General features: G+C 69.9%; 18 protein-coding genes. 8 read left to right on the forward strand and 10 right to left on the reverse strand.

The annotated features are described in order from the left end of the window. Window positions 1–114: 114 nt before the first annotated feature. Complete coding sequence (gene creD, locus GXW71_RS16010) at window positions 115–1,467, forward strand: cell envelope integrity protein CreD (protein WP_211853536.1); 1,353 nt, start codon at window positions 115–117, stop codon at window positions 1,465–1,467. Window positions 1,468–1,512: 45 nt separating this feature from the next. On the opposite strand, the gene GXW71_RS16015 is transcribed toward creD, so the two are convergent. The 6 genes from GXW71_RS16015 to GXW71_RS16040 all read right to left on the reverse strand — a co-directional run bounded on the left by GXW71_RS16015 (window position 1,513) and on the right by GXW71_RS16040 (window position 8,485). Continuing rightward, complete coding sequence (locus GXW71_RS16015) at window positions 1,513–2,793, reverse strand: ABC transporter substrate-binding protein (RefSeq protein WP_211853537.1); 1,281 nt, start codon at window positions 2,791–2,793, stop codon at window positions 1,513–1,515. Window positions 2,794–2,819: 26 nt separating this feature from the next. Beyond that, window positions 2,820–3,662, reverse strand: a complete 843-nt coding sequence (locus tag GXW71_RS16020) for a carbohydrate ABC transporter permease (RefSeq protein WP_211853538.1) — start codon at window positions 3,660–3,662, stop codon at window positions 2,820–2,822. After that, the gene (locus GXW71_RS16025) at window positions 3,659–4,585 is read right to left on the reverse strand and encodes a carbohydrate ABC transporter permease (protein ID WP_211853539.1); all 927 of its coding nucleotides are present in this window, start codon (window positions 4,583–4,585) and stop codon (window positions 3,659–3,661) included. Before GXW71_RS16025 ends, GXW71_RS16020 begins: the two co-directional genes overlap by 4 nt. Continuing rightward, window positions 4,578–5,732, reverse strand: coding sequence for an ABC transporter ATP-binding protein (locus tag GXW71_RS16030; RefSeq protein WP_211853540.1), 1,155 nt, complete (start codon window positions 5,730–5,732; stop codon window positions 4,578–4,580). Before GXW71_RS16030 ends, GXW71_RS16025 begins: the two co-directional genes overlap by 8 nt. Then, window positions 5,722–6,573: a metallophosphoesterase family protein gene (locus GXW71_RS16035; RefSeq protein WP_211853541.1), complete on the reverse strand. Its 852-nt coding sequence runs from the start codon at window positions 6,571–6,573 to the stop codon at window positions 5,722–5,724. Before GXW71_RS16035 ends, GXW71_RS16030 begins: the two co-directional genes overlap by 11 nt. Window positions 6,574–6,673: 100 nt before the next feature. Continuing rightward, window positions 6,674–8,485: a LysR family transcriptional regulator gene (locus GXW71_RS16040; RefSeq protein ID WP_281417377.1), complete on the reverse strand. Its 1,812-nt coding sequence runs from the start codon at window positions 8,483–8,485 to the stop codon at window positions 6,674–6,676. Between the two features lie 108 nt (window positions 8,486–8,593). Between GXW71_RS16040 and GXW71_RS16045 the strand changes: the two genes are divergently transcribed. From GXW71_RS16045 to GXW71_RS16060, 4 genes are all read left to right on the forward strand, one after another. Continuing rightward, window positions 8,594–10,213, forward strand: a complete 1,620-nt coding sequence (locus tag GXW71_RS16045; RefSeq protein ID WP_246526619.1) for a urocanate hydratase — start codon at window positions 8,594–8,596, stop codon at window positions 10,211–10,213. Beyond that, entirely contained in the window at window positions 10,213–10,833 is a 621-nt protein-coding gene (locus tag GXW71_RS16050; RefSeq protein ID WP_211853543.1) for a glutathione S-transferase family protein, read from the forward strand. Before GXW71_RS16045 ends, GXW71_RS16050 begins: the two co-directional genes overlap by 1 nt. Next, complete coding sequence (locus GXW71_RS16055) at window positions 10,833–11,894, forward strand: S-methyl thiohydantoin desulfurase domain-containing protein (protein ID WP_211853544.1); 1,062 nt, start codon at window positions 10,833–10,835, stop codon at window positions 11,892–11,894. Before GXW71_RS16050 ends, GXW71_RS16055 begins: the two co-directional genes overlap by 1 nt. A 94-nt stretch (window positions 11,895–11,988) precedes the next feature. Beyond that, window positions 11,989–13,578, forward strand: a complete 1,590-nt coding sequence (locus tag GXW71_RS16060) for an ABC transporter substrate-binding protein (protein WP_211853545.1) — start codon at window positions 11,989–11,991, stop codon at window positions 13,576–13,578. 7 nt (window positions 13,579–13,585) lie between these two features. On the opposite strand, the gene GXW71_RS16065 is transcribed toward GXW71_RS16060, so the two are convergent. Both GXW71_RS16065 and GXW71_RS16070 read right to left on the reverse strand, forming a co-directional pair. Next, window positions 13,586–15,763: a heavy metal translocating P-type ATPase gene (locus GXW71_RS16065; protein WP_246526620.1), complete on the reverse strand. Its 2,178-nt coding sequence runs from the start codon at window positions 15,761–15,763 to the stop codon at window positions 13,586–13,588. 75 nt (window positions 15,764–15,838) lie between these two features. Further along, on the reverse strand, window positions 15,839–17,194 hold the full coding sequence (locus GXW71_RS16070) for an Nramp family divalent metal transporter (RefSeq protein ID WP_211853546.1): 1,356 nt from the start codon (window positions 17,192–17,194) through the stop codon (window positions 15,839–15,841). Window positions 17,195–17,284: 90 nt separating this feature from the next. Between GXW71_RS16070 and mntR the strand changes: the two genes are divergently transcribed. Genes mntR through GXW71_RS16085 form a run of 3 tightly spaced genes read left to right on the forward strand, consistent with a single transcriptional unit; the run spans window position 17,285 to window position 18,490 of the window. Continuing rightward, on the forward strand, window positions 17,285–17,737 hold the full coding sequence (mntR, locus tag GXW71_RS16075) for a manganese-binding transcriptional regulator MntR (RefSeq protein ID WP_211853547.1): 453 nt from the start codon (window positions 17,285–17,287) through the stop codon (window positions 17,735–17,737). After that, complete coding sequence (locus GXW71_RS16080; protein WP_211853548.1) at window positions 17,734–18,219, forward strand: MerR family transcriptional regulator; 486 nt, start codon at window positions 17,734–17,736, stop codon at window positions 18,217–18,219. The genes mntR and GXW71_RS16080 overlap by 4 nt, the downstream gene beginning before the upstream one ends. Before the next feature lie 46 nt (window positions 18,220–18,265). Next, on the forward strand, window positions 18,266–18,490 hold the full coding sequence (locus GXW71_RS16085) for a DUF2171 domain-containing protein (RefSeq protein WP_211853549.1): 225 nt from the start codon (window positions 18,266–18,268) through the stop codon (window positions 18,488–18,490). 20 nt (window positions 18,491–18,510) lie between these two features. Here GXW71_RS16085 and GXW71_RS16090 read toward each other — a convergent pair whose 3' ends face one another. Further along, the gene (locus tag GXW71_RS16090) at window positions 18,511–19,392 is read right to left on the reverse strand and encodes a DMT family transporter (RefSeq protein WP_367617317.1); all 882 of its coding nucleotides are present in this window, start codon (window positions 19,390–19,392) and stop codon (window positions 18,511–18,513) included. Beyond that, window positions 19,389–20,177 (reverse strand): aldolase, encoded by a 789-nt coding sequence (locus GXW71_RS16095; RefSeq protein WP_211853551.1) that lies wholly within the window; start codon window positions 20,175–20,177, stop codon window positions 19,389–19,391. The genes GXW71_RS16090 and GXW71_RS16095 overlap by 4 nt, the downstream gene beginning before the upstream one ends. Window positions 20,178–20,247 lie beyond the last annotated feature (70 nt).

Consider the following 20,247-nt stretch of genomic DNA (forward strand, 5'->3'; position numbering starts at 1 on the left):
CACTCCTCTGCACGATCTTTGCACAGGATTTCCTGCGGCGCTGCAAGGCCTGCGGATAGCGGCTGCACATGGGCGGGGCAGGGTGCGGGGTGTCCAGAGGGGAGACCTGACCGCATGTCCGCCACCGAACCGCCATCCGGGGTGATCCCGCCCATGCCGGCGCCGCCGACCCGCCCGCGCAGCCTCGCCGCCAGCCTTGGCATTCCGACGATCAAGCTTGGCATGCTCGCCGGCCTGTTGCTGGCGCTGCTGCTGCCGCAGTACTTCATCGCCGACCTCATCGCCGAACGCGAAGGACGGCAGGAGGAGGTCCGGCGGGAGATCGGCGCATCCTGGGGGCAGCCGCAGACCGTGCTCGGCCCACTCCTGGTGCTGCCCTACCGGGTCCCAAGCTCCCGCGCACCGAGCGGCTGGGACCGCGCAGCGATTGCCATCCCGCCGGCCGAGCTTTCCACGCAGGCGGCAGTGATGCCGGAGCGGCGTCGACGGGGCCTGTTCGAGACAGTGGTCTACACTGCGCGGATCGATCTCGCCGCGCGCTTCGCCATCGAGGCGGTTCTACCGGACGGGGCGGAAGCGTTGTGGGGCGATGCCTATCTGCTGACCGGATCCAGTGACCAGCGGCCGGTCGCTGCCGCACCCAACTTGCGTTGGGGCGGGCGGGTGCTGACTCCGGCCGAGGGAGGCCAGGAGCGTTGCGGCGGCCTGGAGACGCTACGCTGGCCGCTGCGGCTCGAGGGGCCGCCGGAGCCAGGGCAGGCCATCGCCGTGAGCGGCGAGATGGAGCTGCGCGGGACGAGCAGCCTCGGGTTTCTGCCATTCGCGGCACGGGCCCGTTTCACGGCGGCTGGTGCCTGGGACAGCCCAAGCTATATCGGGGGTAACCTACCATCCCGCACCACGCTCGACGATGCCGGCTTCCGTGCTGAATGGTCCGGCGGCGTGGCGAGGCGAGCCTTTCCGACGGCTGCTGCGGGTGGCTGCGGGCCGAGCATCGCGGAAGTGCCCAGCATGGGCGTCGCCCTGCTGGAGGCCGTGCCGACCTACCGCATGGTCAACCGCGCCGCGAAATACGCGCTGATGTTCCTGGTGCTGGCCTTCCTGACCTATTTGCTCTTCGAGCTGGTGGCGGGACTGCGCATCCATCTCGTGCAGTACGGGCTGCTCGGCTTCTCGGTGGTGCTGTTTCCGCTGCTGCTGCTGGCGATCGCGGAACCGGCCGGCTTCGCGGCCGCCTATGCGATCAGCACCGCGATGGTGATGGCGCAGGCCAGCCTCTACACCGCGTCCGTCACCCATGACCGCCGGTTGGCGCTGATCTTCGCGGGCGTGCTCGCGACGCTGTTCGGCTTCCTCTACGTGGTGCTGAGCCTCGAGAGCCTCGCACTGCTGACCGGCGCTGTCGCGCTCTTCGCTGCGCTCTCGGTGGTGATGCTGGTGACGCGCCGGATACGCTGGGGCGCGTGAAGCTCGGAGCCTGGCCGCAGCGCGGCCAGGCTCCGGAGCTTCAGGTCAGCGCGGCAGCAGGCGGCGCACGCCATTGGCCATGTCGCCGAGCGCGGCCTCCGGCGTCGCGTTGCTTTCGACCACGCGGGCGATGTTGTTCACGATGGTCTCGGTGATGCGCACGCCATTGGTGCCCGGGAAGGCGTACCAGGCCTGGGCGATCGGCATCTGCTCCATCGCCGGGCGGAACAGCGGGTTCTCCCGGTAGAAGCTACCGAGGAAGCGGTCGTCGCGGGCGGCGATGGTGTTGCAGGGCACATAGCCGGTGCCGCGCGTCATCAGCTCCTGCCCGCGCGGGCCGGTGGCGAAGGTCACGAACTTCCACGCCGCCTCGTGCCGCGCGGCATCGCGGGTCAGGATCACCGCGGCATTGCCGCCGGTCGGCAGGCGGCCCTTCTCGGCATCGATCACCGGCATCTTGGTGGTGCGCAGATCGACATCGCGGCCGATGCTGCGCTGCATGGAGCCGATATAGGCCGTCGTGCCGGAGAAGATGCCCATCTTGCCGGCATAGAAAGCCTGCAGCGCCGCATCCACGGTGAAGGCCGGCATCCGGCCTTCCTTCACCATGCGGTCGATCAGGCGCATGGAGGCAAGGCCCTCGGCACCGTTGAAGGCGACGTCACGCTCATCGGCGGCCAGCATGGTGCCGCCATGGCCGTAGAGCAGGGCGGAGAACATCCAATCATCACCGGCCCAGCGGAAATGCATGCTGCTGTTGCCGTCGCCGAGCGCCTGCACGCGGCCGGCGAGTGCGATCAGGCTGTTCCAATCGGTCGGCAGGTTGTCCGGGTCGCCGCCGGCGCGGCGCACCAGGTTGGCGTTGTAGTAGACGATCGGGTTGGAGGAGGCGAAGCCCATGCCCGCCTGCACCTCCCTCACCTGACCGAGGCCGAGCAGGTTCGGCGTCCAGCCCTTGGCAGCGACATCCCCCTCCCGTTCCAGGAAGGGGCGGAGGTCGACCGGCAGGCGGCGCTCCACCAGCATGCGCAACCGGTTGAGTCCCTGGAAGCTGACATCCGGCAGCCCGCCGGCGACACCCTGGCGGAGCACCTGCTGCACGGCGTCCTCGTAGGAAGGGGAGGGCGCGGTGTAGCGCACCGAGAGCCCCGGATTGGCGGCGGCGAATTCCTCCGCGATCTTCTCCATCACGTCCTTGAAGAAGGCCGGCATCGGGTAGTGGACGACGAGCTCGGTCGGGCTGCCCTGGGCCGCCAGGATGCGTGGCGCGGCCAGCGTGCCGGCGAGCGCGGCACCGAGTGCTGCGCGGCGCGTGAGGATGGTCATGGCAATCTCCTTCGGAGGATGAGCGGTCAGCCCTTGAGGCCCGCGGTCGCGATGCCCTGGATGAAGCGGCGCTGCGCGAGCAGGAACAGGATCACCATCGGCGCGGTCACCATCACGGCGGCGGCCATCAGCGCGCCGACATCGTTGCCGGCCTCCTCGGCGCGGAAGAACAGCACCCCGAGCGCCGGCGTCGCCATGCCGTGCGACTGCACGACGATCAGCGGCCAGAACAGGTCGTTCCAATGCGCGACGATGGAGAAGGTGGCGAAGGCGGTTGCCGCCGGCCAGGCATTCGGCATGACCACGCGCCAGACGATCGACATCTCGCCCATGCCGTCGATGCGCGCGGCATGGATCAGCTCATCCGGCAGGGAGCGGAAGGCCTGGCGGAACAGGAAGATGCCAAAGACCGAGATGCTGAAGGGCGCGACCAGCGCCGTGAAGCTGTCGAGCAGCCCGAGCCGGGCGAAGCCGACATAGAGCGGCAGCGCCGGCACGTGGTAGGGGATCAGCAGCCCGAGCATGACCAGGCCGAACAGCACCTCCCGCCCGCGCCAGCGCAGTTTTGCGAGTGCATAGGCGGCGGGCACGGCGAAGAGGGTCTGGAAGAACAGGATCAGCGCGCAGACCACGACGCCGTTGAACAGGAAGCGCAGCATCGGCACTTCCCTGAGCGCCTTGCCGTAATTCTCCAGCGCGTAGAACCGCTCCGGCAGCAGGGAGAGTGAGTTGCTGAACACCTCGCTGCCCGGCTTCAGGGAGGCGAAGAACATCCAGACATAGGGCGCGAGAACGATGACCGCGCCGAGGCCGAGCAACGCCAGGCGCGGCAGGTCCTGGATCAGCGTGCGGTTAGCGCCAGGCGTCATCCGTAGTGCACGCGGCGGTCGAGGATGCGCGTCTGCACCAGCATCAGCACCAGCACGATCCCTAGGAAGACCACGGTGATGGCGGCGGAATAGCCGATGCGGAAATAGGTGAAGCCTTCCTGGTACATGGTGTGCAGCAGCACCTCGGAGGCGTTGTTCGGCCCGCCGCGGGTCAGCGCCTGCACGGTGTCGAAGACGCGGAGGCACCGGATGGCGGTGATGGTCACGACGAAGAGCGTGGTCGGGCCCAGCAGCGGCCAGGTGACCAGCCGGAAGCGGTCGAGCGCGGAGCGCGCGCCGTCGAGCTCGGCAGCCGCGTAGAGCTCGCGGGGGATGGCGGTGAGGCCGGCCATGAACAGCACCACGACGAAGCCCAGATTCTCCCAGACCCCGATCAGACAGAGCGAAGGCATCACCCAGTCGGAGGAGCCGAGCCAGTTGATCGGCGCGATACCGATCATCCCGAGCAGCTTGTTCACGGGACCGATGGTCGGGTGCAGCAGGTATTGCCAGGCCGTCGCCATGGCGACGAGCAGCGAGACCACCGGCAGGAAATAGATGGCGCGGAAGGTGGCGCGCAGCCTGGTGCCGCCTTCGATCAGCAGCGCGATGCCGAGGCCGAGGCCGATCGAGGCCGGTATCACCACGCCGACATAGAGCAGCGTGTTGCTCAGCGCGATGCGGAACACCGGGTCGGTCGTCAGCTCGGCGTAGTTCTCGAGGCCGATCCAGGCGAGCTCCGGCGCCCCCAGCTCCCAATCGGTGAAGGAGAGGCCGAGCAGGGCTGCGCTGGGACCCAGCAGCAGCAGGAACAGCGCGATGGTGGCGGGGGCGGCCAGCAGCCAGCCCGCCGCACCCTCGCCGAGGCCGCGCGCGGTGCCGGCCGCACGCCGGGGCGCCGGCAGCGCCAGCGCCTCAGGCATGGACGCGCCGGTCCGCAGGGACGGTGCGCAGCCGCTTTCCATCGGCGCCGAAGAGCAGCGCCTCCGGCCATTCGGCGCCGAGCCGGATGGCATCGCCGCGCCGCAGCCCACCGGCGATGGCGACCGGCAGCTTGGCGACCAGCGGCGCGTCCGGTGCCGCCAGCCGGGCATGCAGCAGCACCTCGGCGCCGAGGAATTCCAGATGCTCCACCGTCGCCGCCAACCCGTCGCGGGTCAGGCTCAGCGCCTCCGGCCGCAGCCCGAGAGTGAGCGTCGTGCCGGCCGGCGCTTCCGCCAGCATGGGCAGCAGCAGCGGGCCGACTGCCACACCACTCGGGGTGGCCAGCGCGGGCAGGGTGTTGATGCGGGGGCTGCCGAGGAAGCCCGCGACGCTGAGGTCGCAGGGGTCGTCATAGACCTGGCGTGGCGTGCCGAGCTGCAGCAGCTCGCCTTCCATCATCACCGCGACCCGGTCGGACATGGTCATCGCCTCGACCTGATCATGCGTCACATAGATGGTGGTGACGCCGGCGCGGCGGTGCAGCTCCACGATCTCCCGCCGCGTGCCGGCACGCAGCTCGGCATCGAGGTTGGAGAGCGGCTCATCCATCAGGAAGGCAGAGGGTTCGCGCACCAGGGCGCGGCCGAGCGCCACGCGCTGGCGCTGCCCGCCGGAGAGCTGCGCCGGGCGGCGCTGCATCAGGTGCCCGAGGCGCAGCATCTCCGCCGCCTCCCGCACGCGCGTCGCGATGGCACCGCGCCGTCCCGCCTGGCCAGGGACCAGATGGCGCAGCAACGGCAGCCGCTCCAGCGCCGAGAGCCGGCGCATCACCAGCGGCACGGCCAAATTCTGCTCGACGGTCAGGTGCGGATAAAGCGCGTAGTTCTGGAACACCATGGCGATGTCGCGATCCGCGGCGCGCAGCCGCGTCACGTCGCGCCCGCCGATGGTGATGCGCCCTGCATCCGCGGTCTCCAGACCGGCGATGATGCGCAGCAGCGTGGTCTTGCCGCAGCCGGAGGGGCCGACCAGGGAGAGGAATTCGCCCTCACGCAACGCGATGGAGACGCCTTTCAGGACCCGGGTCGCGCCGAAGGTCTTTTCGATGCCTTCGATCAGGATCTCCCGCCCCGCTTCACGCTGCATCGGGTTGCGCTTTCAGCAGATCGGAATTTGGATAGGCCTCGGCCCGCACCTGGTGGATGAAGGGGCGTTCCATGCCATCAGGGACGACCAGACTGGTCTCGACATGATCGGCATCGAAGCGGTGCAGCAGGTAGCCGCAGGGCCGGGCGCCGGGCAGGTCCGGCTGTTCATCCTCGGCGACGATGAAGCCGACCGAAGGCGCCCAGGCAAAGCGTACCGCGCCGCGCGCCACCTCGTGATGCAGGTGCAGGTGGCCGGAGGCGACGAGGCGGAGCGCCGGATGCGCCAGCAGCGGCAGGAAGGGCGCGCGCGCAAAGGGCGGCACCGACCAGTAATCGAACAGCGGATCATCGGCGGTGGTGACGAAGACCGGCTTGTGTAGGAACACCGCCAGCCGCCGATCGCCGAGGCTCGCCAGCGCCTCCGCGATGAAATCCGCCTGCGCCACTTCCTCGGGGTGGCCGGTGCCGCAGACCTGGCTGTTCAGGCCGAGCAGGCGCCAGCCATCCCTGTCCAGCACCCACCGCTCCTGCCCGAAATGCCGGCGGAAGCGCAGCAGCCGTTCCGTGTCGAAGGGCTGGCGCGGTGCGCGGTCGGGATGGTCGCCGACATCATGGTTGCCCGGCACCGCGAGCACCGGGCGCGGCAGCCGGGCGAAGCTCGCGGCGGCGAAAGCCATGTCAGCCTCGCTGTCGGCGCCATCGAGGGAGACGTCGCCGCTCGCCACGATGATGTCCGGGATCTCGGCCGCCAGCGCGGCCGCCACGGCGTCGAAATTCGCGCGGAACAGCGCGGTCCCCGCACCGAGATGCGTGTCGGAGATCTGGGCGAGCGTGAACATGGGGCTTCTCGGCGATCGTATGCCGGCGCTGTCTTAGGGAGGCTGGATTGCAGTCGCGTGACAGAATGATGAGCGTTTTGCGGTTGCGAAGGCCGTTCCGCTAGCGGAGCGCGGGATCGGGCGACGGCGCCGCTTCCATATCCGCGAGCACCCGCGCGACATGCGCGGCGAACAGGTCGACCAGCGCCAGCGCCTCGCTGGCCAGGGCCTCGCCATGGCGACGGACCAGGCAGATCTGCCGTTCCAATGGCGGATCGCTGATCGCGTTGATCTGGAGCGCGCCCAATTGCACGGCGCCGCGCAAGGCGCCGAGCGGCAGCAGCGTCGCCCAGCCACCAGCCCGGACCAGCCGGATCGTCGCGGCGAGGCTGTCGATCTCAGCATCCGGTGCCACGTCCAGCCCGACGCGGGCGGCACCCCGATCCACGATCCAGCGCAGCCCGTGATGGCGCGCCGGAAGTGCCAGGCGCAGCCTGGCCAGCATGCCGAGCGGCACCGGGCCCGTTGGCAGCAGGCCGGAGCCCGCGGCGGTCACGGCGACCAGCGGCTCGCGCGTGATCGGCCGCACCACGAGGCCGGGCTGCACGGCGTCATTGTCGACGAAGGCGCAGTCGATGCTGGAATTCAGGACCATCCGCCGCAACTCGTCGCTCAGCCCCTCCACCAGGTGCAGGCGTCGGTCGGGGAAGCGCTGGTTCCAGTCCGCGGCGCTGCGCGCCACGACCTCCGCCAGCAGGCTCATCTCGTCGAGCGCCGGGACGCAGCCGGCGCGCACCTGGCCGCGCGGACGGATGAGGCTGGGCCCGAGGCGGCCGAGATCCTGGATGAAGGCCGCCGCCGGCGGTGCCAGCGCGTTGCCGAGCACGGTCGGCGTCAGCCCGTGCGGATGGCGCTGGAACAGGCGTTGCCCCAGCGCCGCCTCCAGGTGCTGCAATCGCAGGGTGGCAGCGGGCTGGGCGATGCCGAGTTCCCGCGCGGCCCGGGTCAGGCTCGCGTGCCGCCAGGCGGCTTCGAAGCAGTCGAGATGCTCCCGCTCGATCGCCGTCGGCCAGGGGACCTGCGCCGGTGGCCGCAGGGCGGCAGCACCGATATGGCGAAGGATGCCGTGGGCCAGGATCGGTTCCAGGGCGGCCTCCCACGCATCCGCCGTGCCGGCGCTGCCGAGCAATTGCCAGCCGGGGCCGTCGGGCAGCGGCGACAGCAGGCGCAGGGTGGTCCTGCCATCGCGCAGCCAGCCCGGCAGCAGGAGCGAGGGCAGCAGCACGGGCCGGCGCCAGGGGCGCAGCGCTTCGTCGAGGCGATCCGGCGGCACGCCGAGCGGCACCGGCGTCAGCCCGCACGCCGCCGCCTGTGCCGCGGCGCCCTGCATCAGGGCAGGGGGCAATTCCGGCAGGCCGACGCTCTCCGCGCCGTCGGTGGGGCCGGCGAGGACCCAATGCTCGACCAGCCTCCCCGGCCGCTCACAGGCGTCCAGGGTGAAGCCCGCCTGCACCGCGGCGGCACCGGCCGGCAGCGCAAAGACATGCAGGTGCCGTTGCGGCATCTGCGCGGCGAGCTCGGTTGCGATTACCGCGGCGGCCTCCCGCGCCGGGCAGCCAGGTGCTGCGAGGCGCAGCCCGATCGCCAGCACCGCCGCAGGCTGCGAGACCCCGGCCGCGATCCGGCGCAGCGCCGCCTCCAGCTCAGCGAGCAGCGGCCTCGCAATGCGCTCGAATTGCCGTCCCGCGGCCGTCGGCACCAGGCCGCCTGCCTGGCGATCGAACAGCCTGGCGCCGAGGGCTTCCTCCAGCGCGCCGATCTGCACGCTCAGCGTCGCCGGTGCGCGGCCCATCTGGCGCGACGCGGCAGAGAGGCTGCCGGTATCGAAGGCGGCCAGGGCGCAGCGAAGCTGGCGGATCGTCGGCGGGTGCAGCGCTGAAGCCCCCTTCGCTCAATCTTATGGCCTTCGTCACCAAACCATATTGGACGCGCCGCCATGCACTGCAACACGCTCGTCATCGGAGAGCGAATGGGGATGGTGATGGCACGCAACATCAAGGCCCAGCGGGGTAACCTCCTGCGCTGCAAGGGATGGCGGCAGGAGAGCATCCTGCGGATGCTCGAGAACAACCTCGAGAATGGCGAGGATCCCGAGAACCTCATCATCTACACCGGCGCCCGCGCCGCGCGGAGCTGGGCCGATTACGACCGCATCGTCGGCGCGCTGCAGGCGCTGGAGGCGGATGAGACGCTGATCTGCCAATCCGGCCGCGCGGTCGCGAAGTTCCGGTCCCATGTGCGGGCGCCGCGCGTGGTGATGGCCAATGGCAATGTCTTGGGACGCTGGGGTACGCCCGATCAGTTCCATGAGCTGGAGCAGAAGGGCCTGACGGTGACGCCGGGCATGACCGCCGCCGCCTGGCAGTATATCGGCAGCCAGGGGATCCTGCAGGGCACCTACCAGTCCTTCATGGGCGCCGGGCAGCAATTCTTCGGCGGCGACCTGCGCGGCCGGCTGATCCTGACCGCCGGCTGCGGTGGCATGGGCGGCGCGCAGCCGCTGGCCGGCAAGCTCGCGGGCGCCGCGATCCTGGTCGTCGAACCCTCCCGCGCGCGGATCGAACGCCGTATCGCCAGCGGCTATTGCGACCGCATCACCGAGGATCTGGAGGAAGCGCTGCGCTGGGTGCTGGATGCCAAGGCATCGCGCAGCGCGCTGTCGGTCGGCCTGGTCGGCAATGCGGCCGTGGTGCATCCGCTGCTGCTGGAACGCGGCATCTTCCCGGACATCGTCACCGATCAGGTGAACACCGACCCCTATCGCGGCTACATCCCCGCCGGCATGACGCCGGAGGAAGCCGCGGCGCTCGCGCAATCCGACCAGGCGGAGCGCAAGCGCCGCGCCGAGGCAAGCCTCATCGTGCATGCGCGGGCGATGCTGGAGTTCCGCCGCCGCGGCGCCATCGTCTTCGAATACGGCAACGGCTTGCGCCTGCGCACCGCCGATCTCGGCGAGACGGAGATGCTCTCCATGGAGAGCTTCGTCACCATGTTCATCCGGCCGCTGTTCTGCGACGGCTATGGCCCCTTCCGCTGGCTCGCGATCTCCGGCGATCCGCAGGACATCGCGGAGATCGACGGCATCGTGGAGGAGACCTTCTCCCACAACCATTCGATCAACCACTGGATTCCGCTGGCGCGGGAGCATGTGCACTTCACCGGCCTGCCGGCGCGCATCGGCTGGCTCGGTCATGGCGAGCGCAGCCTGCTGGCGACCAAGGTGAATGAGGCGGTGGCCCAGGGCCGCACCAAGGGGCCGATCGCCTTCACCCGCGATCACCTCGATGCCGGCTCGGTCGCCAACCCCTTCCGGGAGAGCGAGAAGATGCAGGACGGGTCGGAGGCGATCTCGGACTGGCCGATCCTGAACGCGCTGCTCGCCTGTGCGAATGGCGCCGATCTCGTCGCCGTGCACTCGCGGGGTGGCTATTCCAATCAATCTGCTGGCCAGACCACGATCGCCGATGGCGATCCGCTGTCGGCGGAGCGGCTGCGCGCGGTGCTGGATGGCGATACCGGCATCGGCATCATGCGCCATGCCGAAGCGGGGTATGAGCGCGCGCTGACGAACAAGGCCAATTTCGGCCTGGGCTTCGCCTGATGTACGTCCTGCATGATAGCCGGCTGTCCGGCAATGCCTGGAAGGTGCGGATCCTGCTCTCGCAGCTCGGCCTGCCCTTCCGCCGCGTCAGCTATGTGCTGCCGGAAGGCCGCACCCGCACGCCGGAATTCCTGGCGAAGAATCCGGTCGGCAAGGTGCCGATGCTGGAGCTGCCTTCGGGGGAGGCGCTGTTCGAATCGAATGCCATCCTCTGCCACCTGGCGGAAGGCACGCCCTTCCTGCCGGAGGGCCTCGACCGCGCGCGCGTCCTGCAATGGATGTTCTTCGATCAGTCGGAGGCGCTGAAGGCGCTGGCAGGCGCACGCTTCTGGATCGGCATCGCGAAGAAGCCGGAGGAGAAGGCGGCCGAGATTCCGGTCTGGCATGCTGCCGGCAACAAGGCGCTCGGCATTCTCGACGGCCATCTGGCGGCGCGGGATTTCCTGGTGGGAGAGCGCTACACGATCGCCGACCTCGCCAACTTCCCCTACGTCGCCATGGCGCATGAAGGCGGCTTCGATATGGCGCGCTATCCGAACGTGACGGCCTGGATCGACCGCATCCGCGCCCAGCCCGGCCATGTGCCGCTGATCCAGGATGACGCGAAGGGAGTGGTGTGATGCGGGTGAAGCTCGATCTCGACGCGCTCGAAGGCGCGGTCCTCGGCGGGCTGGTGCTCTCGGCGGGCGGCAGCGGCGTGAAGCGCGGCGAGCGCAACCGCCGCATCGGCGAACAGGCGCTGGACTACGGCCCGCTCATGATGGTGACCCTCGACGAGCTGGAGGATGACGCCGGCATCATCGTCGCGACTGGCGTCAGCGCGCCCGGCTTCGCCAAGGCGATCACCTCGATGCGCGATTCGATCCAGTCGGCGGAGATGCTGATTGCCGCGACCGGCGGGGGCAGGCCGGCGGGCGTGATGCCGGGCCATGTGCCGGGGCTGATGGCCTGGATGCAGGCGGCGGTGCTCGGCATCCCCCTGGTCGATGCCGCGACCAATGGGCGCGGTCATCCGACGGTGAAGATGGGCGGCATGGGCCTCGCCTCGCGGCCGGAGGTCGCGGTGACCCAGGCCGGCTGCGGCGGCGCCAGGGATGACCGGGTCGAGATCGTGGTCACCGGCAGCATGGCCAAGACTTCGACCATCATGCGCGCCGCCTCGGTGCAGAATGGCGGCAGCCTCTACGCGACTCGCGGGCCCTTCGCCGCAAGCTTCGTCCGCCAGGGCGGCGCGCCGGGCGCAATGAGCTTCGCGACCAATCTCGGCCGCGCCATGCTTGCCAAGCCGGCTGGCTTCGCCCGGGTGGAGGCGGCCGCTGCCTTCCTCGAGGGCGAGGTGCTGGTCGTCGGCCGGGTCGAGGCCAATGACGTGCGTTACGATGGCGGCTTCGATGTCGGCCGGGTGGTCATCGCCGGCGATGGCGGGCGCATCACCCTGCATGTCTACAACGAGTACATGGCGGCCGACGCCGACGGCGTTCGCGTCCGCACCTTCCCGGACATGATGGGGTCCTTCGATCCGGCGACCGGTGCGCCGATCGCGATCAATGAGATGCCGGTGGGCCGCGAGGTCGCCATCGTCTCCGGCCCGCGCAGCGCCTTCCCGGTCGGCGCCGGCGCCACCGATCCCGCCGTCTTCCCGGAAGTGGAGGAAAAGCTGGGCGTACCGCTCGCCCCCTGACGGGGTGCGGGGAGGAGGAAGCGGGCGCCAGACCCGCGGACAGTCACGGCACTCGCACTGCCGCCATCCATCCGCTGACGAGACGGAGAGACGCATGCAACGCCGCCATTTCCTCGCTGCCGCGACCTCCCTTGCCGCCGCGCATTCACTCGCGCGGCCCGCCTATGCGCAAGGCGCCGCCAAGGTCCTCCGCGTCATCCCAGCGGCCAATCTGACCAGCCTGGATCCGATCTGGACCACGGCGCCGGCCACCAAGAATCACGGCTATCTCGTCTATGACCAGATCGCCGCGGTCGACGCCGAATTCGTCCCCCGCCCGCAGATGGCCGAAGGCTGGGAGATCGGTGATGACGGCCGGAGCTGGACCTTCATGCTCCGCGAAGGGCTGCGCTTCCATGATGGGGAACCGGTGCGCAGCGCCGACTGCATCGCCTCCATCCGTCGCTGGTGGGCGCGCGACGTCTTCGGCCAGGTGCTGGCATCCCAGACCGATGATATCGAGGCGCTCGACGACCGCCGCTTCCGCTTCCGCCTGAAGCGGCCCTTCCCGATGCTGGCCGCGGCACTCGGCAAGTCCAACTCCTCACAATGCTTCATCATGCCGGAACGGATCGCGCGGACCGATCCCGGTCAGCAGATCACCGATCCGACCGGCAGTGGGCCCTTCCGTTTCCTGCGCGAGCAATGGGTGGCCGGCGTCAAGGCCGTCTATGCGAAGCACGAAGCCTATGTGCCGCGTAGCGAGCCGGTCAGCAGCATCGCCGGTGGCCGGGTGGCGCGGGTCGACCGCATCGAATGGACGGTGATCCCCGATGCCGCGACGGCGGCCGCCGCGCTCCGCACCGGGGAGCAGGATTACTGGGACCAGGCGATGCACGACCTGCTGCCGTCCCTCCGGCGCGACCGCAACATCGTGGTGGAACCGCGCGATCGCTCCGGCACCTATGCGATGCTGCGCTTCAACCACCTGCAGGCGCCTTTCAACAATCCGGCGATCCGCCAGGCGGTGGCGATGGCGGTTGACCAGTCGCAGTACATGCAGGCCGTCGCCGGCAACGAACCCGGCGCCTGGGGCACCTGCGAGGGCTTCTTCGCCTGCAGCGGTCCGATGGCGAGCGAGGCCGGTAACGCCGTGCTGAAGACCCGCAGCATCGAACGCGCCCAGGCGGCACTGCGCGCCGCCGGCTACAATGGCGAGAAGGTGGTGCAGATCGCAGCGACCGACAGCGCGCCGCTCACGGCGGTCAGCGAAGTCACCGCCGACCTGTTGCGGCGCATGGGCTTCAACCTCGACTACGTCGCGTCCGACTGGGGCTCCATGCTGCAGCGGCGCAACAGCCGGGAGCCGGTGGAGCGCGGCGGCTGGAGCGTCTTCCACACCGTCTGGAATGGCGCCGATATCCTGAGCCCCGCGGTCAACACCCTGGTCCGCGCCAATGGCGGCGCCGCCTGGTTCGGCTGGCCGAGCGATCCCGAGCTCGAGACGCTGCGCAACGCCTGGTTCGAAGCGCCGGATCTCGCGAGCCAGCAGGCGGTGGTCCAGCGGCTGCAGGAACAGGCCTTCCGATCGATGCCCTATGTGCCGCTTGGTTATTACGTGCAGCCCGCGGCGTGGCGACGGAACGTGACCGGCGTCTTCCCGGTGCCGACGACGGTCTACTGGAACATCGGCAAGTCGGATTGAGCGAGGCTCAGCCCAGTTCCGGCTTCCAGCGCAGCAGGCGCAGCGCATTGAGCGTCACCAGCACGGTGGCGCCGGTATCGGCCAGGATCGCCGGCCACAGCCCGGTGATCCCGGCCAGCGTGGTGACCAGGAACAGCCCCTTGAGCCCGACCGCCACCGCCACGTTCTGGCGGATATTCGCCATGGTGGCGCGCGACAGCGCCACCAGCTCCGCAACGCCGGTCACGCGGTCCTTCAGCACCGCGGCATCGGCGGTCTCCAGCGCCACATCGGTGCCACCGCCCATCGCGATGCCGACCGAGGCGGCGGCCAGCGCCGGCGCGTCGTTGATGCCATCGCCTACCATGGCAACCGGCCCTGCCTGCCGCAGCGCCGCGATCTCCCGCAGCTTGTCGTCCGGCAGCAGCTCCGCCTTCACAGCCAGGCCGAGGCCCGCCGCAATGGCGCCGCCGGTGCGGGCATTGTCGCCGGTGAGCATGACGGATCTTACGCCGAGGCCCGCCAGTGCGGTGATGCCGGTGGCGGCGTCACCGCGCGGCTCGTCGCGCATGGCGATCAGGCCGAGCAGAGCATCGTCGGCCAGCACCACGACGACCGTCTTGCCGGCGCCTTCCAGCCCCGCCAGCGCCTCGGCCACTGGCCCGAGCGCGGTGCCGGCTTCCCCGGCATGGCGCGGGCTGCCGATGCTGATCCGTCGCCCGGCGACCAGCGCCGTCACCGCCCGCCCTGGGATTGCCGTCTGCTCGCGCGCCGGCGGCGGGGTCAGGCCGCGTTCCCCGGCGGCGGCGAGGATCGCCTTGGCCAGCGGATGCGCCGAGCCCTGCTCGACCCCGGCGGCGAGGCCGAGCAGCTCCTCCGCCGATCGGCCGGCCGCCGGCAGCAGGTCGGTCACGCGGGGACGGCCCTCGGTCAAGGTGCCGGTCTTGTCGAAGGCGATTGTCTGGGTGGCGCCGATCGCCTCCAGCGCCGCGCCGCCCTTGACCAGCAGCCCGCGCCGGGCGCCTGCGGAGAGGCCGGAGGCCATGGCGGCCGGCACCGAGATCACCAGCGCGCAGGGGCAGGCGATCAGCAGCACGGCGAGGCCACGATAGAGGCTGGTCCACCAGTCCCAGCCGAGCAGCGGCGGCGACAGCAGGATCACCAGCAGGGAGACGGCCATGGCGCCCGGCGTCCACCAGGCGGAGAAACGTTCGATGAAGCGCTGGGTCGGCGCGCGGGAGGCGGTGGCGTCCTCCACCATGCGGATGATGCGGGCGATGGTGTTGTCGGCGGCGGCGCGGGTCACGCGGATGCGCAACGCGCCATCAGCATTGATGCTGCCAGCGACCACGGCGTCGCCGGGGCCGCGCGCGACGGGCACGCTCTCGCCGGTCACCGGGCTCTCGTCGAGGGCGGAGCGGCCTTCCTCGATGACGCCGTCGCAAGGCACGCGGTCGCCGGGCCGTGCCAGCACCAGGTCACCGACGGCAAGCCGCTCCGGCGTCACCGGCTCGGTGGTGCCGTCGGCGTGCAGGCGCAGGGCAGTGCGCGGCATCAGCCCGGCCAGCGCCCGGATGCCGGCCCGTGCCCGGCCGGCGGCAACGTTCTCCAGCAATTCCCCGAGCGCGAAGAGCAGCACGACGATGGCGGCCTCCTCGGCGGCGCCGATCACCGCGGCGCCGATCCCCGCCGTGCACATCAGCGTCTCGATCGAGAAGGGGCTGCCGGCGCGGGCCAGCGCCAGGGCGCGGCGGCCGAAGGGGACCAGGGCGACGGCGGTCGAGGCGAGGAACAGCGGATAGGTCAGCCGCTCCGGCAGCAGCAGCGACAGCAGATAGGCGGCGCCGACCAGCCCGCCGAGCAGCCAGACCAGCTTCGCCTTGCCGGTCCGCCACCATGGCCTGCCCTGATCGGCGGGGTCGTCCTGGCCATGGGCGTGGCCGTGGGAATGGCCGTCATCCGCTGCCGCGGCAGCGGCCGTCTCCGAGAGCGGCGTCGCTGCATAGCCGAGTGCCGTCACCTCCCGGGTGACTGTCTCGGCGCTGGCCGTGCCCGGCGCCAGCGCCGCCGACAGCCGCTCCGCCATCAGGTTGACCTCGACCTCGGAGACGCCGGGCAGGCGCTCGACCGCGCGGGTCACCTTGGCGACGCAGCCGGCACAATCCATGCCCTCCACCCGCCAGGTCAGCTTGGTCGTCGTACCCATCACCGCCGCTCCATCGCTCCGGCGGCAGATATGGAACTTGCAGCGACTGGAGGTTCAAGCCCCCAGGAGCGTTCCTCAATCGCCGAGGATGAAATCGGCCAGCAGCTTGATGTTCAGCACCACGATCAGCGCGCCGATCGCCCAGCCAACCACGAGTTGCCAGCGCGGCGCCGCCAGCGCCCCGAGCCGCCGCTGGTCGGAGGCGAAGAGCATCAGCGGAATGATCGCGAAGGGAAGCTGCAACGACAGGATCACCTGCGACAGGATCAGGAGCTGCGCCGTGCCGCTGGCGCCGTAGAGCCAGGTGACCACCACCGCCGGCACGATCGCGACCAGCCGGGTCACCAGCCGTCGGAAGAAGGGTGGCAGGCGGAAGCGGAGGAAGCCTTCCATCACCACCTGGCCGGCGAGTGTCGCCGTCACCGTCGCGTTCAGCCCGCAGAGCAGCAGCGCGATGGCGAAGAGCATGGCGGCCAGGCCGCTGCCGAGCAGCGGCGCCATCAGCCGATAGGCGTCGCCGATCTCAGCCACTTCGGTGTTGCCGCTGGTGTGGAAGGTGGCGGCCGCGGTGACCAGGATGGCGGAGTTGATGAACAGCGCCAAGGTCAGCGCGATGGTGCTGTCGATGGTCGCGAAGCGCACCGCCTCCCGCTTCTCCTCGATGGTCGGGCCGACATCGCGGGACTGCACCAGGGCGGTGTGCAGATAGAGATTGTGCGGCATCACCGTGGCGCCGAGGATGCCGAGGGCGATGTAGAGCTGCGTCTCGTTGGTGACGATCGAGGCCGCCGGGATGTAGCCGCGCAGCACATCGCCCCAGACCGGATCGGCCATCGCGATCTGCACCGCGAAGCAACTGAAGATCAGCACGATCAGGCCGAAGATCAGCGCTTCCAGCCAGCGCATGCCCTTGTGCTGCAGCCAGAGGATCAGGAAGGCGTCAAGCGCGGTCAGCATCACGCCATAGAGCAGCGGAATGCCGAACAGCAGCTCCAGCGCAATGGCGGTGCCGATCAGCTCCGCCAGGTCGGTGGCGCAGATCGCGACCTCGGCCAGGAACCAGAGCGGATAGGCGACCGGCTTCGGGAAGCGTTCCCGGCAGAGCTGCGCCAGGTCCCGGCCGGTCGCGATGCCGATCCGGGCGCAGAGCGCCTGCAGCAGGATCGCCATCAGAGAGGAGGCGAGCGCCACCGCGAGCAGTGTGTAGCCGAAGGCCGAACCGCCGGCGAGCGCGGTCGCCCAGTTGCCCGGGTCCATATAGCCGACGGCGACCAGATAACCGGGGCCGACAAAGGCGAAGAGGCGGCGGAACCACCCGGCGGCATCCGGCACCCTGATGCTGCGATGCACTTCGGGCAGGCTCGGCGGGCGCAGGTCAGCGGGGGTGGCGCGGGGTGATGATCCGGCGTCGGGGCCGGGCGGCGGCGCCATGAAGCTGCTCCATAACTTAGCCTCGGCTAAGATACTCGGCATGACCTATGATGCAAGGCAGCACGTGTGAAGAATGCCCATATTCCTGCCATGCCAAAATCGACGACCTCACGTTTATTGCCGCCTGCCGATGATCATGCCGCCCGCTTCCTGCGTCAGCGGGAGGCGGATCGTGCCGCCGTCGCCGAGGATTATGTCGAACTGATCGCCGACCTGCTGCGCGAGGAAGGGGAGGCGCGGGCCGTGGATCTGGCACGGCGCATGGGCGTTTCGCAGGCGACGGTGACAGCGACCGTCGCGCGGCTGCAACGGGCAGGGCTGGTCGAAACCAAGCCTTATCGCGGCCTGTTCCTGACCCGGGCGGGAGATGCGATGGCCGAGGCCGCGAAGCGGCGGCATGACCTGATGGTGCGCTTCCTGTTGGCCGTCGGCCTCGATCGCGAAACCGCGGAAGCCGATGCCGAGGGGCTGGAACACCATGCCAGCGAGCGGACGCTGGCCACTTTCGCCCGTTTCCTGGCGGAACAGGAGAGCAAGGCATGACCACATTGTCGATCGGCGAGCTCGCCCGGGCCACCGGCGTGAAAGCCACGACCATCCGCTGGTACGAGACGGAGGGGCTGCTGCCACCGCCGGCCCGGACCGAGGGTGGGCACCGGGTCTACGGCACCGCGCATCGCGACCGTCTCGGCTTCATCCGGCATGCGCGGGAGCTTGGCTTCCCGATGCCGGCGATCCGCGACCTGCTCGACCTCGCGGCGCATCCGGACCGCGACTGCAACATGGCGCATGCCGTGGCGACCGCGCAGGTGACGGCGATCGATGCCAAGCTCCGCCAGCTCACGGCGTTGCGGGCGGAGCTGGCGCGCATGGCGGAGGCCTGCGCCGGCGGCGCCGCGGGGCACTGCCGCATCCTGGAGACGCTGGCCGATCACGCGCATGGCCATTGCGCCGATCCTTCGCATGGCGATCCGGCCCGAACGCCGAAAAATGTCATGCAGCCGGCCGCCATGCCGCTTCGTTGACCTGTCGCGGACGGGCTGCACCGTCCCTGCGGAAAGGACACGAAGCATGATCAATCCGAATCAGATCACCGAGCATATGGAAGTCGTCGGCTCCTGCGGGAACCATGTCGGCACGGTCGATCATCTCGATGGCGATCGCATCAAGCTGACCAAGGACGACAGCGCCGATGGCCATCACCATTTCCTCGACATCTCGGCGGTCGCCGAAGTGAAGGATGGCAAGGTGGTGACTAAGATGAACCACAAGCAGGCGCTGGCCCAGCTGCACTGACGGTGCTGCTGGCCGCCCGGTCAGCCGCGGGCGGCCAGCACCACGCCGCCGAGGGTCAGGACCAGGGCCAGCACCTCCCGCGCGCCGAACGGCTCGCCCAGCGCGGTCGCCGAAGCGATCACGCCGACCACCGGCGCCATCAAGGTGCCGACGGAGGCAACGGAAGCCGGCAGCCGTCGCAGCGCAGCAAACCACCCCGCGTAGCAGATGCAGAGTGGCACCAGCGCGGCATAGGCCAGCAGCAGCCATCGCGACGCCGGCACGCTCGCGGGATCGACGGCTTCGAAGGCGAGCGACAGCGCCATCAATGGCACGCAGCCGATGCCGACCTGCCAGGCAGCGCCGGCGAGGGGCGGCATGGTGACCGGCCAGCGTTTGGTGACCACCGTGCCGATCGCGAAGAGCAACGCAGCGCCGGACGCGAACAACACGCCCGGCAGCTTCGCCAGCCCGATCTCGATCCCGTGCCCGAGCATCAGGACCGCGACGCCCGCGAAGCCGATGGCGAGCGCGATCAGACGTCGTGCCGTCGGCCGCTCCCCGAGCACCGGCCAGGCGAAGATCACGGTCCAGATCGGCATGGTGTAGCAGGTGATGGCCGCTTCGCTCGCGCTCAGCCAATAGAGCGAGAAGATCGCGAGGCCCATCCAGGAAGTCACGTTGAGCAGCGATATCAGAATCAGGCGCGGCAACACCGCTGCCCGGACCGCGAGGCTTTCGCCCATCGCCAATGCCAGGCAGGCCAGGATGGCCGCCCCTGCCAGCCCCGGCCAGGCACGCAGCGCGAGCGGTGGCAGCTCACCCACCAGCAGCTTCATCGCCGGCCAGTTCAGGCCCCAACCCGCGGCGGTCAACAGCAGGATGACCAGGCCGGCGGTACTCGCCGGCGCGCGGGTGGTCAGTGCATGAACTCCGGCGCCTCGCGGGCCAGGATGCGCTTGACGCTTTCGAGGTGCAGGCGCGCGCTCTCGCGGTCGCCCTCGCGCATCTGCCGGTAGGTCCGCTCGGCCATCTCCGGCGGCACCGGCTTCAGGGCGCGGCCGGTCGACATGGCAAGCCGCTGCGCCTCCGCGGCGCGCTCCAGGTAATAGAGGTCGTCCCAGGCCTCGGCGATCGATTGGCCGATCACCATGACGCCGTGGTTCTTCATGAAGACCACGTCGGCCTCGCCCATCGAGGCGGCGATGCGATCGCCCTCCGCCTCGTCGAGCGCGAGCCCGCCATACTCCTCATCGACCACGGTGCGGCCATAGAATTTCAGCGCCGTCTGCCCGGCCCAGACCAGCGGCGGGCCTTCCAGCATGGCGAGCGCGGTCGCGTTCGGCATATGGGTGTGGAAGGCGGCGCGGGCGCGCGGGTTCTTCATGTGCAGGCGGCCATGGATATAGAAGGCTGTCGCTTCCGGCACGCCCTGGCCGGCCACCACGTTGCCGCCGAAGTCGCAGACCAGCAGATTGGATGCCGTGACCTCGCTGAAGGCGAGGCCATAGGCGTTCACCAGGAAAAGGTCGTCGCGCCCCGGCACCATGGCCGAGAAGTGGTTGCAGATGCCCTCATGCATGCCGAGCTTCGCCGCCATGCGGAAGCAGGCCGCGAGATCGACGCGCGCCTGGCGCACCGCATCGCCATCGAGATCGGAATTGCGCAGGATCGCGGGTGCCGTCGCGGCACCGAGGGCATGGGCCATGTGAACTCTCCCCGGAACGCATGAGGCTTGCAGAGGCCAGCGCCCAGGACAAGATGTCCGACGGAGGTGG

The organism is Plastoroseomonas hellenica (genome assembly GCF_018129085.1).
GTDB lineage: Bacteria > Pseudomonadota > Alphaproteobacteria > Acetobacterales > Acetobacteraceae > Plastoroseomonas > Plastoroseomonas hellenica.